Genomic DNA, 14,816 nt, shown 5'->3' on the forward strand with positions numbered 1-14,816 from the left:
CTGCCGGCACCTCCGCGGGCCCCATGTACAGCCAGGGAGCAACATGCTGCACAGACAGCGCCGAAAGTCCCTTCTCGTCGTCACAGCGGCGGCGGCCACGCTCGCCGCCGCGGGGGTCGTGGCCACGGCGGGCGCCGCGCAGGCCGCCGCCGGCTGCCGCGTCAGCTACGCGGTCGGCTCGCAGTGGCCGGGCGGCTTCTCCACCACGGTCACCCTCACCAACGTCGGCGACCCCCTCACCTCGTGGCGGCTCACCTGGTCGTTCGGCGCCGGCCAGACGGTCACCCAGGCGTGGAACGCCACCGTGACGCAGAGCGGCAGCGCGGTGACCGCCACGAACGTGAGCTTCAACGGCAACCTCGCCACCAACGCCTCGACCGCGTTCGGCTTCAACGGCACGTGGAACAACAGCAGCAACCCGACGCCGACCAGTTTCGCGGTCAACGGCGTCACCTGCACCGGCGGGACCAGCCCCACCACGCCGGGCAACCCGACCACGCCGCCACCGACCGCGCCGCCGCCCACCACGCCGCCGCCGACCGGATCCTGGCCGACGCCGACCGGGCAGGTCGGCGTCGACGGCACGATCCCGGTCTCCGGGGTGTTCGACGGCGGCATGCGCCGCTACTGCTGCATCGGTGACGGCAGCCAGGAGGAGAGCCAGGACCCGATGTTCCAGCTCGCCGCCGGGGCCACCCTGCAGAACGTCATCATCGGCGGCCCCGCCGGTGACGGCGTGCACTGCGCCGGGTCCTGCACGCTGCGCAACGTGTGGTGGGAGGACGTGGGCGAGGACGCCGCCACGTTCCGCGGCAGCGGGTCGCCCGTCTTCCTGGTCGACGGCGGTGGCGCGCGCAGCGCCAGCGACAAGGTCTTCCAGCACAACGGGGCGGGCACGCTGACCGTCCAGAACTTCCAGGCGACCAACTTCGGGACGTTCTACCGCTCCTGCGGCAACTGCTCCACCCAGTACAAGCGCGCCGTCGTCATCCGCAACAGCACGCTGACCCGCCCCGGCAACACGGTGGCCGGGATCAACGTCAACTACGGCGACACCGCCCGGTTCTCGGGCATCACGATCGTCAACGACTCGAGCCGGTCGATGGTGATCTGCCGCAAGTACAACGGCAACAACACCGGCAGCGAGCCCACCCAGGTCGGCACCGGGGCCGACGGCACCAACTGCCTCTACTCCTCGTCCGACCTGACCTACCGGTAACCCCCGTGCCGGCGTCGCGGGCCCGCAGCGTCGCGGGCCCGCGACGCGGACGCCGGGCCGCGCGTGGGCTACCGGGCCGCCATGCGGCGGGTCAGCTCGGCCGCCCGGTACGCGGCGACCTCGCGCGCCTTGGCCGCCACGAACCGCCGCAGCGGCACCGGGGCCTCGGCGGTCACCCCTTCCCGCACCCGGGTGCCGCCCGCCTCGGCGGCCAGGTCCACCACCGCGCGCAGCGACACCCAGCCGGGGCTGCGCACCTCGCTGACCAGTTGCTCGCCCGGCCGCGTCGCCACCATCCGTACCCGGATCGGGTTGTCCCACCGCACCGGGCCGACCAGCCGGAACCGCTCGACGGCGACGTAGCGGGCGACGGCCCGGCCCTGCGCGTCGTGGCCCGTGCGCACGTCGCGGACCGCCACGATCAGCGGCGACAGCCCGACGTAGCTGAACGGGTCGGACAGGTGGTGGTAGACCTCGTCCGGCGGCGCCGCGACGACGCAGGTCGTCTCGAACGCGACCGGTGGTCTGCGGGCCTCGGGCACGCCGACATCCTGCCACGCCGAAGCGGCGCGACCGTCGGGAAGGGCCATTGCCGCAGACATCGACACACATTATTATGTCAACGCCGTTCCGCGAGCGGATGGACGGGGAGGGCGGAGATGAGCGGGAGACCCTCCCTGGCCATCGGCATCGCCTCCTCGGCGTCGCACCGCCGCCGCCTCGCCGAGCTGTTCGGCGGGTCCGAGGCCGTCCTGATCGTCTCCAGCGTGGACCAGGCGCGGCGGTTCCTCGGCGTGGCCGGCGAGCCCGCCGCCCCGCCCGCCGAGGCGGCGGCCCACCGGGTCGTGGTCACCGCCGCGCCGGCCGCGACCGCGCTGAGCATCGACTCCGACCGGCGGGTGCTGCGCTGGCGCAACCGCGAAATCGGGCTGACCCCGCTGGAGCACGACCTGCTGCGCTGCCTGGTGGGCACGCCCGGGCACACCTGGACCCACCGGCGGCTGCACCGCGAGGTCTGGGGCACCGAGCGCCTGGGCCGCGGCTCCGACCTGCACTCGGTGGTGCGCCGGGTGCGGCGCAAGCTGGCCCGGCTGGGCGTGCCGGCGACCATCGACGCGGTCCGGGGGGTCGGCTTCCGGCTGGCGCTGCCCTGAGCCCCTCCCCCGTCCGCCGGCACGGGCCCTCGAACACGCCGGGCTCCGAGCCGCCGGCCCGCCGCAGGACGCCCGCGGCCCGCCCGGTCGGGTGACCGGGCGGGCCGGGGCTGTCCCGTCAGCCGTCGACGGTCAGCAGCGGATCGGCGCCAACGCGAAGTTCTCCACGGTGGGCGTGCTGGTGTTGATCTTCGTCTGGCGGGTCTGCGGCTTCCAGCCGTCCTTGGCGACGATCAACGTCAGCGGGTTGTTCCGCTTGTCCAGCCAGTAGGCGTACCGGCCCTGGTCGTCGGTGGCGAACGTCCACGACATCGCCCAGGAGTCGACCTGGACCACCGCACCGGGGATCGGCGCGCCGACGCCCTGGCAGCTCGTCCCGGTCACCGTGCCCAGCAGCTTGCCCCAGGTCTTCGGCGGCTGCGCGGTCATCGTGACCGACACCGGCGCGACGGTGTACGGGGTGTTCTCGGTGATCACCACCGACGCCGTGTACGTGCCCGGCTGGTCCACGGTGGCCGCGATCCCGACGGTGACCGTGACCTTCTCGCCCGGCGCCAGCGTGGCCGCCGTCTTGTCGATCGTCAGCCAGCTGACGTCCGCGGCGGCCTCGGCGCACTCGCCGAAGCCGGGCAGCGCCTCGCTGTCCGCCGTCGCCGTGAAGCCGCCCGAGGAGCCGCCGACCTTGTAGAAGCCGCACGCCGCGCCGCCCCGGTACCGGGCGGTGTTGGCGTTCGGCAGGGCCGACCACGAGTTGCCCGCCGGGTCGTAGGCGAAGCCGGCGTTGGTGATCGCCCCGCCCTGCGAGCCGCCGACGACCAGCAGCTTGCCGTTGGCCACGGCGAACGAGCTGGCCCAGTTGTCGGCCGGCGCGTCGGCGATCGCGGTCCAGGCGTTGGTGCCCGGGTCGAAGGCATAGCCGGCCTTCTGCGCGACGGAGCCGTCGTTGCCGCCGGTGCAGTAGACGACGCCGCCGATGCCGCCGCAGGACAGGAACGCCACCGCCTTCGGGTAGTCGGGCAGCGTCTCCCAGGTGTCGCCGGCCGGGTCGTACCGGAGCACGTCGTTGGACATCGGCGTGCAGTTCGCCGTCGTGCAGCCGCCGACCGCGTACAGCTTGCCGTCGGCGACGGCCTGGCCGGCGGCGGACCGGGGCGCCGGGTTGTTCGCCTTCTTCGTCCACGCGTTGGCCGCCGGGTCGTACGACCAGGTGGCGGCGTCGGGGCCGGACGCGCCCCAACCGCCGGTCACGATGATCTTCCCGTCGACGACGCCGGCCGTGACGGCGTTGCGCGCGCCGGGCAGGTCGGCGATCGCGGTCCAGGTCTGGGCGATGGGATCGTAGGCGTAGTTCTTCGCCGACGACGCCGTGCCGTTGCCGCCGGCGATCGAATACACCTTGCCGTCCAGGCTGACCACCCGGTTGTCCATGATGGTGGCCGGGAAGTCGGTGACGTCCGTCCACGGCGCGGCCTGCGGGCCGGCCGGGGCGGGGGCCGCCGAAGCCGCCTTGCCGGACGCCCGCGCGGCCAGCGACGTGGCGGCGGTGATCCGCTGCTCCGGGGCCCCCTCGGCGGCCAGGATCTGCCGCTGGGTCACCCGGGAGCCGTCGGCCCGCAGCAGCTCGAAGCCGCCGTCGCGCTCGCCGAAGCGGACGTCGACGGGGGCCCCGCCGGTGTTGGTCACCGTGAAGGTCTTGGCGACGGTGCCGGTGGGCATCCGCACGGTGCCGCTGACCGCCGCCGGCTGCACGGACAGCCGGCCCGCCGCGAGCTTGAACGTCGCGGTGGTGGCCCAGTCGGCCTCGACCGTGACCTGCTTGCCCTGGCTGACGTAGCCGCCGGCCTTGGCGGTGAACCGGTGCGCGCCGGTCAGCGAGGAGAACAGCCAGTAGAAGCCGTCGGGCAGCTCGGTGTCGTCGGGGGTGGCCACGGTGGTGGTCGTCTGCGCCGGCCGGTCGTCGCTGGTGACGGTCGCGCCGTTGACGTACCCGTTGTCGTTGGCGTCGCGGACGTGGCCGAGCACCAGGCCGCCGTCGGTCGGCGCGCAGGTGACCTCGCTGCCGATCAGCACGTTGTCGACCTGCCACCACCACTCCCAGGTGGCGTCGTAGTAGTGGAACCGCACCTGGACCCCGGACCTGCCCGCCGCCTGCGGGATCGCGATCTCGGTGACCTTGGGCCCGCGCACGTCCGCCGCCTGGCGCAGCACGTTGGTCCAGGTCTCGCCGCCGTCGACGCTGAGGTCGACGTCGGCGCGCTCGGAGCTGACCCAGTTGAGGTCCTGGTTGAACCGGATCACGGGCGCGGCGACGTCGGTGAGGTCGACGACCGGGCTGACCAGCGAGGTGTCCTGCTTCCCGCCGCTGCCGTAGTCGTCGCTGTCGACGATCGCGAAGCCGCCGGTGCCGCCGGTGAGGTTGCCCCGGCTCCCCGTGTCGGTGAACCGCCACCCCTGGCCGGTGCCGGCGTTGTCCACGACCGACCAGCCGGCCGGGGCGCGGTCGCCGTCGAAGGTCTCGTACACGCCGTCGGAGCCGTATTCGTAGCCGGGCGCGGTGGTGCAGGCGGCCGGGTCCACGGTGACGGCGACGTTCTGGGTCTTGTTGCCGGAGCCGACCACGACCTCACGGGTCACGGTCTGGTAGCCCGGGTACTGCGGCTCCACCTTCAGCGTGTACGTGGCCGAGGCGGGCAGGGTGAGGCTGTAGCGGCCGTTGCCGGGCGTGGTGTAGTCGGACACCGGCAGGCCCTCGACGCTGACCTTCGCGTACAACGGCCAGCCGTGGCCGGAGCCGTCGGTGACCGAGCCGCTGACGGTGACCGACGGCACCGCCGTCAGGGCGACGTCGAGCGTCGTGGTCGCGGCGGCGCGGACCGTGGCGGGCAGGGTCCGGGCGGCGTAGCCGAACGCGGTCACGGCGACCTGGTAGTCGCCGGCGGGCAGCAGGGACGAGTACCTGCCGTCGGCACCGGTGGTGAGCTGCCGGGACGCCGGGCCGGTGAGGGCGACCGTGGCGCCGGGGACCGGGTCGCCGGTGGCCGCGTCGGTGACCGTGCCGGCGAGGGTGCCGGTCTCCCCGATCGGGGCGGCGTCGAGCAGCGCGAGGGCGTCGAGGCGGCCCTCGCCGAAGACGTTGTTGTCGTCGGCGGTGCCGCCGCACTGGGCGGCGGCGGTGTCGATCGCCGAGCCGTCCAGCAGGGCGCGGGTGGCCGCGACGTCGCCGACCAGCGCGGGCGCCGCCGACCACAGCAGCGCCACCGCGCCCGCGAGGTGCGGGGAGGCCATGGAGGTGCCGCTGAGGCTGCCGTAGCCGCCGCCGGGGATGCTGGAGCGGACGTTGACGCCGGGCGCGGCGATGTCGGGCTTGACGGCCCCATCCTGGCCGGCGCCCCGGGCGGAGAAGCTGGCGATGGCGTTGTTGACGTCGTACGCGCCGGTGGAGTAGTTGCTGGACCGGCTGCCCGGCGAGCCGCTGGTCTGGCAGGAGGGGCCGCTGTTGCCGTTGGACCAGGCGCCGAAGATGCCCGACGCGGCCCAGGCCAGCGTCACGTCCTCCATGAACGGGTCGTTGGAGGGCAGCCGGGTGCCCCACGAGTTGTTGATGACGTGGGGCCGCTTGCTGGCGTCGGGGTTCTCGCCGTCGAGGTCGGTGGGTTCGAGCATCCACTGGCCGGACGCGATCAGCGCGGCGTCGGTCGGGCAGCAGCCGTTGGCCGCGATCCACCGGACGCCGGGCGCGACGCCGATCTGGTTGGCGCCGTCGGCGCCGGCCATCGTGCCCATCGTGTGGGTGCCGTGGCCGTCGCCGTCGCAGGGGGCGGCGGCGCAGTCGCCGGCCGCGTCGAACCAGTTGTAGTTGTGGTCGAAGGTGCCGTCACCGTTGTTGCCCCGGTACGCCCGCACCAGCGCCGGGTGGTCGAACTGCACGCCGGAGTCGATGCTCGCCACCGTGATGCCGGCGCCGGTGACGCCGTAGCGGGACCAGACGTCGTCGGCGTTGATGTTGGCGATGCCCCACTCCAGGGCGTTGGCCGTCTTCTCGTCGGTGCCCTTCGTGACCTCGGGCAGCTCGTAGGCGACGGGCGCGTAGACGCCGTCGACCTCGGCGTGCGCGGCGAGGCTCTGCACCATCGTCAGGGAGCCGCTGCTGACCTTGATGGCGTTGGTCGCCCAGAAGGTCTGGTACTTCGCGCCCGCGCCGTCGAGCTCGGCGCGGACCTTGGCCTGGCTGTCGGCGGCGGTGCGGCGCAGCGCGTCCGCCACGGCGGCGCCCCGCTTGGTCCAGTCGGTGATCGCGGCGGTCTTGCCCAGGTCCGCCCGGGCACCGAAGTGGATCCAGAAGTCGCTCTCGGTCTTGGTCTGGAGCTGCTTGACCAGCTCGGGCCGGATCTTGTCCGCGGGCGTGCCGCCCGGCGCGGCCTGCGCCCCGGAACCGGTCGCGACCAGGGCCGTCGCGGCGAGGACGAGCGCCGCACCGGCGCTCACCAGGCGCCCGGCCGGGCCCCTGGGGTGTGGACGTCTCAGCATCGGTGCTGCCTCCTGCAGAACGACCCGCGGTTGGTCGGGCCGTGACAGGGGTACAACGACCGTGCCTCCCCTCTGGACGCACCGGTACGCGCGGTTCCCCAGGCCCTCCAGGCGCCGTGCGGGTCACGCCGGCAGCCTGTGGGCAAACTATGATCGACAAAGATGAAGGATCAAGCACGCGACGTGAGCAACTCGTCGCTAGGAGCAGCCCGCCCGGTGGTGGTGGCCGCCCGTCGCTGTCACCGCGCTGACAGACTCGGGCAGCAACCGTCGATCGCGTCCGGGTGGGCGCGGTGACCGGCGGCGACGGCAGCGGGCCGCCCGGCCCCCTCGACGAGGCGGGGCCGCCGATCCCGCTGGTGATCGCGGTGACGCCGTCGCCGGCCGAGCGGATCCGGCTCGCCGAACGCCTCGACGGCATCGCGCCCCTGCTGCTGGTGGCCGACCTCGACGAGTTGCGCCGGCTCATCGCGGTGCCCCAGGGGCCGCCCGCAGCGGGGCGGCCGACCCCCGAGGCGGGCCCGGACGACCTGCTGCGGATCGACCCGGCCCGGTCCACGGCCCGCTACGGCGAGCGCGAGGTCTTCCTCACCCGGCTCGAACGCGACCTGCTGGCCCGTCTGACCAGCGAACCGGTCCGGGTATGGAGCTACGCCGAGTTGCACCGGACGGTCTGGCACGACGAGGGGCGGCAGCACCCGGCCGGCGTGCAGTCCCTGGTGAAGCGGCTGCGCCGCAAGCTCGACCAGCTCGGCACCGGCGTCACCGTCGTGGCGGTGCGGGGGGTCGGGTTCCGGCTGACCGACCACCGGCGGCCCCGGGTCGACGGCGGGTGAGGCCCCGGCCGTGGCGTTGCAGGATGGGGGCATGGCAGGGCTTGTCGGGCGGGACGACCAGATCAGCCTGCTCGGGGGTCTGCTCACCCACGCCATCGACGGGCGGGGCGGCGCGCTGGTGTTGCGCGGCGAGGCGGGGATCGGCAAGTCGGCCCTGCTGGAGCACGTGGTCCGCGCCGGGCGCGGGCGCGGGGTGCGCGTACTGGGCGTGACCGGCGTGCAGGCCGAGGGGCAGATCCCGTACGCGGGGCTCGACCACCTGCTCCGCCCGCTACGGGCCGCCGCGCTGACGGCGGACTCGCCGTACCGGCGGGCCGTCGAGGTGCTGCACCTGCTCGGCGAACCGGAGCAGCCCACGCTGCTCGCGGTCGAGGACGCGCACTGGCTGGACGCCGCCACCTGGGAGACCCTGACGTTCCTCTGCCGGCGGATCGGGTCGGACCCGGTCGCCGTGGTCATGGCGGTACGCGACGGCGAGGACGTCGACCGGCGGCTCACCAGGGCGGGGCTGCCCGAGCTGCGGCTGGAGCCCCTGCACCCGGCGGACGCCGGGACGCTGCTGGACCGGACCGCGCCCCGGTTGGCCCGGCGGCTGCGGGACCGGGTGCTGGACGAGGCCGCCGGAAACCCGCTGGGCATCGTGGAGCTCGGCACCTCGGTCGCCCGGCTCGGCGACGGCGCGCTGTCGCCGGCGGCGCTGCCGCTGAGCGCGCGGGTGGAGCGGACCTTCGGCGGGCTGGTCGCCGACCTGCCGCCGCAGACCCGGACCCTGCTGCTGATCGCGGCGCTGAACGACGGGACCGGCCTGGGCGAGATCCTGGCGGCCGCCGCGGTCCTGGCCGGCGTCGACGTGCCCACCGAGGCGATCCAGCCGGCGGTGACCGCCCGTCTGGTCGCCGTCGACGAGCGGTACGAGCTGCGGTTCCGGCACCCGTTGCTGCGCTCGGCGCTGCGTCAGCAGGCCGCGCCCGCGGACCGTCGCCGCGTGCACGCGGCGCTGGCCGAGGTGCTGTCCGCCAGCCCGCAGCGCCGGCTCTGGCACCGGGCGTCGGCCGCACCGGGCCCGGACGAGGCGCTGGCCCGGGAACTCACCGAGGTGGCGATCGCCGCCGCGCCGCGTCAGGCGCCGCTCGCGCTGGCCGCGCTCACCCGGGCCGTCCAGCTCAGCGGGGACCCTGCCGCGCGCGGCCACCGGCAGGTGTCGAGCTGCCTCGTGGCGCACGAGCAGGGCGACCCGCACACCGTGCGGCGGCTGCTCGGCGAGATCGACGAGCACGCGCTGCGGCGGGCCGACCACGCGCGGCTGACCTGGCTGCGCGAGACGTACCTGCCGGTGGCCTGGTCCGGGCCGGAGCGGCTGCTGGCCTACGCCGACCTGATCGACGCGATGCGCCGCGACGGCGACCCCGAGCGCGCCCTCCAGGCGCTGAACGACCTGGCGCTGCGCGTCTACTACTCGAACGTTCCGACGCCCGTCCGCGACCGGTTCATCGAGGTCACGCTCGCGCTCGGATCGATCGACGACGACCCGCGCGTGACCGCGATCATGCTGCTGGTCGCACCGGTCGAGCACGGCGCCGCCGCGCTGCGGCGGCTGGAGCGCCTGGCGCACCGGATGGACCTGCCACCGGCCCTGCGCAGCGACCTGTCGATCGCTGCCTGGGCCGTCGGCGCGTTCGACCTGGCCGGCACGTTCGCGCTGTCCGCCGCGGCCGAGCTGCGCGCGCAGGGCCGGATCGGCGTCCTCTCCCAGGCGCTCAACGCGGCCGCGTCGGCGTACGCGGCGCTGGGCGACACCCGGGCCGCCGTGCCGCTGGCCGCCGAGTGCATCAGACTGGCGGAGGAGACCGGGCTGCCGATGTGGGCGTTGGGCGGCAGCCTCACCATGGGCCTGGCCGAGGCGCTGCGGGGCGACGTCGCCGCCGCCCACCGCAGGGCCGAGGCCGCCGAGCAGGTGCTCTCCGCCGGCCGGCGGCTGCCGATGCTGGCCCTCGTGCAACGCATCCGGGGCGTCGCCGCGCTCGCCGAGGGCCACCCGGACGACGCGTTCCGGCAGCTCATGCGAATCTTCGACCCGGCGGACAGCGCCTACTTCCCGGCCCACCGGCTGCTCGTGCTCGGGCACCTGGCCGAGGCGGCCCTGCTCGGCGGCTTCCAGGACGAGCTGCGCCCGGTGGTCCGCGACCTGGAGCCGGTCGCCGCGCGGACCGGGTCGCCCTCGCTGCGGGTCGGCCTCGGCTACGCCCGCGCGGTGCTCGGCGGGGACTACCGGGCCGCGCTGGCCGAGGACCTGACCGGCTGGCCGTTCGACCGTGCCCGCCTCCAGCTCGCGCACGGCACGGCGCTGCGGCGGGCGCACCGGGTCACGGAGAGCCGGCCGCCGCTGCGGGCCGCGGTGGCCACCTTCGACGCGCTCGGCGTCACCCCGTGGGCCGACCGGGCCCGGTCGGAGCTGCGGGCCACGGGCGAGACCCGGCGGCGGCCGACGGACGCGCTGACCGCCCTCACCCCGCAGGAGCAGCAGATCGCCCGGCTGGCCGCGGAGGGGCTGAGCAACCGGGAGATCGGGGCGCACCTGTTCCTGTCCCCCCGGACGGTCAGCACCCACCTGTACCGGATCTACCCGAAGGTGCACGTCAAGTCGCGGGCGGAGCTGGCCCGCGTCATTACGTCATCCGACGTACGCTGAGCATCCACGTCGCTACCTATCGTCATGCCATGCCTGTTTCGCACAGTGTCGATCCGCGCCGCCCGGCGACGCACCTGCGGATCCTCGGCCCGCTACGGGTCCGGCGCGGCGACGCCGAGGTGGATGCCGGGCCGCCGCAGCAACGCTGCCTGCTGGCGCTCCTGCTCGCCCGCACCGGTCACCCCGTCGGCACGCCCGAGTTGGTCGACCTGCTCTGGGGCCCGGGCGCGCCCCCGAGCGCGGTCAACACCATCCACAAGTACGTCGGTGGCCTCCGCCGCCTGCTCGAACCGGGCCTGCCGCCGCGCGCTCCGTCCGCGTACCTGACCCGGCACGGCCACGGGTACCGCTTCACGGCCGGGCCGGAGGCACTCGACCTCGTGCTGTTCCGGCGCACCGTCGCCGAGGCGAAGGCGTACGCGCGGGGCGGCGAGCCCGCCGCGGCACTCGACCGGTACGCCGCGGCGCTGCGGCTCGGCCACGGCCCCGCCGGCGACGGCCTGGCCGGCACCCCGGCGGCCCTGGCCACGTTCGCGCGCCTCGACGGCGAGTTCACCGACGCCGTCCTCGACGCCGCCGGGATCGCGGTCCGGCTGCGCCGTCCGGCGCCGGTGCTGGCGCCGCTGCGCCGCGCGGCCGAGCGGGACCCGCTCGACGAGCGCGTCCAGGCGGGCCTGGTGACGACGCTCGCCGCCGCCGGCCGTCAGGCCGAGGCCCTGGCGGCGTACCGGTCGATCCGCGAGCGGCTCGCCGACGAGCTGGGCATCGACCCGGGGCCGGACCTGCGGGAGGCGCACCGGCGGGTGCTGACCCAGGCCGGGCCGCCACCCCGACGGACCGGCAGGGCCGTAGCCAGGCGGCGGCGCTGGCTACGGCCCTCCCGCCGGTCGGCGGGGCCGGTCGATCAGGCGGCCGAGTTCACGTTGAACGTGATGCCGGAGTACGAGCGTGCGGAGTCGAAGACCTTCGACAGCGGCGAGTAGTACGACCGCGTGGTGCAGGTGCCGTTGCTGTTGGTGCCGCCGTGCAGGATGCCGTAGGCCATGTGGTCGACCTCGCTGAAGAGCGGGCCGCCGCTGTCCCCGTCCTGCGTGCAGATGTCCGTGATCATCCCGCCGTCCTTCGTGAGGACCGTGCCGCACCTGGTGTTGTTGGACGTCTGACCGGTGTGGCAGGCCACCCAGCCGACCCCGATCTGGGAGTAGCTGTACATTCCGTAGATCGGGAACTGCGCGCTCACCCGCGAGTTGAACACCGTGTTGCGTGGGTTCACCACCCAGTACGTGACGTACTCGAAGCCGTTCATCACCACGTACGGCATGATGATTCCGTCGTTGGGGTAGATCTCGCTGACATAGGTCGGATTGTTGTAGCGGCCGACCCACAGGCCCGCGTGCCGGGAGTAGTAGCCGTCCCCGGCTTTGCTGCAGTGCCCCGCCGTGACCGTGTACTGCCAGCCGTCCGAGCCGTGCACGTTGAAGCCGTTGGTGCAGGTCCGCCTCGGATTCTTGTTGAAGTCGAGGAAGTCCAGCGTCAGTCCGCCGCGCATCGGCGCCTCACAGTTGCGGATCGCGCAGGCCTGTGGGACGGGGGTCGGCGAGTCGACCACCGTGACGCCCAGGTCGGCGGCCAGCGCTCGCCGGCTGGCCGAGCCGCGCACGGCGTCCGCCGCGCCATGGTGCAACTCCACCCGGTTGCGCTGCGGGTTGATCACCGGCTCCTGCTCAGGCGTGAGCCCCAGCCGGGCACTGACCTCTCTGGCCCTGGCCTCGAGCTCCCGGAGGGAGTGCCGCACCCCGACGACGCGGATGTGCCGCCGGTCCGGGATCGCGCCCAGCGCGGGGGCCAGCCTTTCGGCGGCGGTGCTGGCGAGGTGGAGCACGCCCCCGTTCTCCTGGTCGATCCAGGAACCCGCGAAGGTGTCGCCGTGGTCGCGGGCCAGCACGTCCTGCAACGCCCCCGCGGTCCGCTGCAACTCCAGCCGCCGCACCGCCTCCCGCACGCTGACGCCGTAGGTCCTGGTGAGATAGTCGACCGAGCCGGCGACGTCGGCCGGTTGCACGGGGGCCGACGGAGCCAGCCGGATGACGGGGGCGGCCGCCGCCGGCCCGGAAACCGTGAGGGATCCGGCGGCGACGATCAGGCTGAGCGCCGCGGCCAGCCTCCAGTTCGTTCCTCTTCGCACCTGAGTCGCGTCCCTTCGCACGTGACGCCCTTCGCGTCTGTGGCGTAGACGCTGCCAGCCGGCTGTGGAAGCAATCTGGACGGTGAGTGGAAGGCGGGCGCGGCCGGCTACGGCCGCGCGACGGCGCAGTTGTTGCTCTTGCGGGTGACCGTGTATTCGACGTCGTCGTGGGTGATCCCCGACGGCTCGCCGTCGAAGTGGGTCTCGACCTTCTCCCAGCCCCGGCGCTGCTCGTAGTGCAGGTGGGGTGCGCCGGAGTTGCCGGTGCTGCCGACCCGCCCGATCTGCTCGCCCTGGGCGACCCGCTGGCCCTCGCGGACCAGCGGCGGTTCGAGCAGGTGCAGGTACTGCGTCTCCCACCGGCCGCCGTGGTCGATCTTCACCCAGTACCCGCCGCCCCGGCCGCGCGGGCCGTCCGGGTTGTCGGGGGTGCGGCCACCCAGCGACCCGTTGATCCCCGCCACGGTCACCGTGCCGGCGTACGAGGCGAGCACCGGCCGCCCCCATGCCTCGCCCCGCTTGGGGAACAGGTCGACGTCGTAGTCGTCGTGCCCGGGATAGGTGCCGAGCTGCCACGTCTCGCCGCAGGCGACGGGGAGCTGGAACAGCGGGCGCGGGCCCGGTGGCCGCAGATACTGCCAGGCGACCCCGGCGACGGCGACGAGGGCGGCGACCGCCCCGACCGCCAGGACGACGAGGGCGGCCCGGCGGCGCGGGCGGCGTGAAGTGGGGCGGCCGGTCGTCATCGTGCCGAGCATGGCAGACCCGGGCAACGCCCCGGGTGCCGGGTGGCCGGGCCGAGGGGTCGGCCCGGGGTGCCGGCGGGCGGCCCGCGCGGGGCGGCACCGCCACGACATCGATCCCCGTCTTGTCCGTGTTAACGGTAACAAGTATCCTGCCTCTCAGGAGCGAAGGGCACGCTCCGCCGCCGCCACCGAGATCGCCGATCCGGGGCGGCAGAGCCAGAGCAACAGCCGGGAGCTGAGCACGTCCGGCGTCCGCGTGGACGTCAGGGCCCGCTCCGACCCGTGATGTCGCAGCCCCTACCAGGGCCGACCGCGCCGCCGCACCCCCGGGCGGGTGCCGGTCGGCCACCCACGCACTCACCCACCCCGGGCGGACACCTGTGCCAGGTGCGCTGCCCACGCCTCGGGAGGTATCTGTGAAGACCCTGACCGGCACGAGACTCAGGCGCGGTGTCGCCTTGGTCGCGACCCTGCTCTGCGTCGGGACGCTGTTCGCCGCCCCGGCCCACGCGGACAACCCGATCGTGCAGACGATCTATACGGCGGATCCTGCGCCGTTGGTGCACAACGGTCGGGTGTATCTGTACACCGGGCATGACGAGGACGGGTCGACGTACTTCACGATGAAGGACTGGCGGGTGTTCTCGTCGGCTGACATGGTGAACTGGACTGATCATGGTTCGCCGATGAGTCTGGCGACGTTCGCGTGGGCGGAGTCGGATGCGTGGGCGGGTCATGTGGCGGCGCGTAACGGGAAGTTCTACTGGTATGTGCCGGTGAAGCAGCGTGGTGGCGGGATGGTGATCGGTGTCGGGGTGGCCGACAGTCCGACGGGGCCGTTCCGTGACGCGATCGGTCGTCCGTTGCTGGGTAATGGTGAGATCGATCCGAACGTGATGATCGACGACGACGGGCAGGCGTACCTGTACTGGGGTAACCCGAACCTGTGGTACGTGAAGTTGAACCAGGACATGATCTCCTACTCGGGGAGCCCGACGAAGATCCCGTTGACCACGGCCGGGTTCGGCACGCGTAACGGCAACGCGAGTCGTCCGACGTTGTATGAGGAGGCGCCGTGGGTGTACAAGCGCAACGGTGTCTACTACAACATCTTCGCGGCGGAGTGTTGTGGTGAGTTCATCGCGTATTCGACGGCGCCGGGTCCGACGGGGCCGTGGACGTACCGGGGGACGGTGATGCCGCGGCAGGGCAGTAGTTTCACCAATCATCCGGGGATCGTGGACTTCAACGGTGGGTCGTATTTCTTCTATCACAATGGTGCGTTGCCGGGTGGTGGTGGTTTCACCAGGTCGGTGGCGGTGGAGAAGTTCTCCTACAACGGTGACGGCACGATCCCGAGCATGAACATGACCACGACGGGGGCCCCGCAGGTGGGCACGCTGAACCCGTACGTGCGGCAGGAGGCCGAGACCATCGCCTGGTCCGTCGGCGTCGAGACG

10 protein-coding genes are annotated in these 14,816 nt (G+C 73.6%); 6 read left to right on the forward strand and 4 right to left on the reverse strand.

Annotated elements, in window-relative coordinates; all coding sequences use genetic code 11:
- Positions 1-43: 43 nt before the first annotated feature.
- The gene (locus tag GA0070558_RS19590; RefSeq protein WP_091282270.1) at positions 44-1,219 is read left to right on the forward strand and encodes a pectate lyase; all 1,176 of its coding nucleotides are present in this window, start codon (positions 44-46) and stop codon (positions 1,217-1,219) included.
- Between the two features lie 68 nt (positions 1,220-1,287).
- On the opposite strand, the gene GA0070558_RS19595 is transcribed toward GA0070558_RS19590, so the two are convergent.
- A complete protein-coding gene (locus GA0070558_RS19595; protein ID WP_228986512.1) occupies positions 1,288-1,761 on the reverse strand; it encodes an SRPBCC family protein in 474 nt (157 codons plus the stop codon).
- A gap of 117 nt (positions 1,762-1,878) precedes the next feature.
- On the opposite strand from GA0070558_RS19595, the gene GA0070558_RS19600 reads away from it, so the two are divergent.
- Positions 1,879-2,373, forward strand: a complete 495-nt coding sequence (locus GA0070558_RS19600; RefSeq protein ID WP_091282278.1) for a winged helix-turn-helix domain-containing protein — start codon at positions 1,879-1,881, stop codon at positions 2,371-2,373.
- 132 nt (positions 2,374-2,505) lie between these two features.
- Here the strand turns inward: GA0070558_RS19600 and GA0070558_RS19605 are convergent, their stop codons facing one another.
- Entirely contained in the window at positions 2,506-6,900 is a 4,395-nt protein-coding gene (locus GA0070558_RS19605) for a carboxypeptidase regulatory-like domain-containing protein (protein WP_091282282.1), read from the reverse strand.
- 293 nt (positions 6,901-7,193) lie between these two features.
- Between GA0070558_RS19605 and GA0070558_RS19610 the strand changes: the two genes are divergently transcribed.
- The 3 genes from GA0070558_RS19610 to GA0070558_RS19620 are packed head-to-tail and all read left to right on the forward strand — an operon-like array spanning position 7,194 to position 11,408.
- A complete protein-coding gene (locus GA0070558_RS19610; protein ID WP_256092026.1) occupies positions 7,194-7,736 on the forward strand; it encodes a winged helix-turn-helix domain-containing protein in 543 nt (180 codons plus the stop codon).
- A 31-nt stretch (positions 7,737-7,767) separates the two neighbouring features.
- Positions 7,768-10,425: a helix-turn-helix transcriptional regulator gene (locus GA0070558_RS19615; protein ID WP_091282289.1), complete on the forward strand. Its 2,658-nt coding sequence runs from the start codon at positions 7,768-7,770 to the stop codon at positions 10,423-10,425.
- Between the two features lie 29 nt (positions 10,426-10,454).
- Positions 10,455-11,408: an AfsR/SARP family transcriptional regulator gene (locus tag GA0070558_RS19620; protein WP_091282293.1), complete on the forward strand. Its 954-nt coding sequence runs from the start codon at positions 10,455-10,457 to the stop codon at positions 11,406-11,408.
- On the opposite strand, the gene GA0070558_RS19625 is transcribed toward GA0070558_RS19620, so the two are convergent.
- Both GA0070558_RS19625 and GA0070558_RS19630 read right to left on the reverse strand, forming a co-directional pair.
- A complete protein-coding gene (locus GA0070558_RS19625; RefSeq protein WP_091282297.1) occupies positions 11,330-12,610 on the reverse strand; it encodes a S1 family peptidase in 1,281 nt (426 codons plus the stop codon). The two genes, GA0070558_RS19620 and GA0070558_RS19625, sit on opposite strands and share 79 nt — an antisense overlap.
- A 107-nt stretch (positions 12,611-12,717) precedes the next feature.
- Positions 12,718-13,356, reverse strand: coding sequence for a M23 family metallopeptidase (locus GA0070558_RS19630; RefSeq protein WP_091282366.1), 639 nt, complete (start codon positions 13,354-13,356; stop codon positions 12,718-12,720).
- Positions 13,357-13,781: 425 nt separating this feature from the next.
- Here GA0070558_RS19630 and GA0070558_RS19635 point away from each other — a divergent pair.
- Positions 13,782-14,816: glycoside hydrolase family 43 protein (locus GA0070558_RS19635; RefSeq protein ID WP_176734275.1), on the forward strand; the 1,035-nt coding region annotated here is incomplete at its 3' end.

It is taken from the genome of Micromonospora haikouensis, assembly GCF_900091595.1.
Classification (GTDB): domain Bacteria; phylum Actinomycetota; class Actinomycetes; order Mycobacteriales; family Micromonosporaceae; genus Micromonospora; species Micromonospora haikouensis.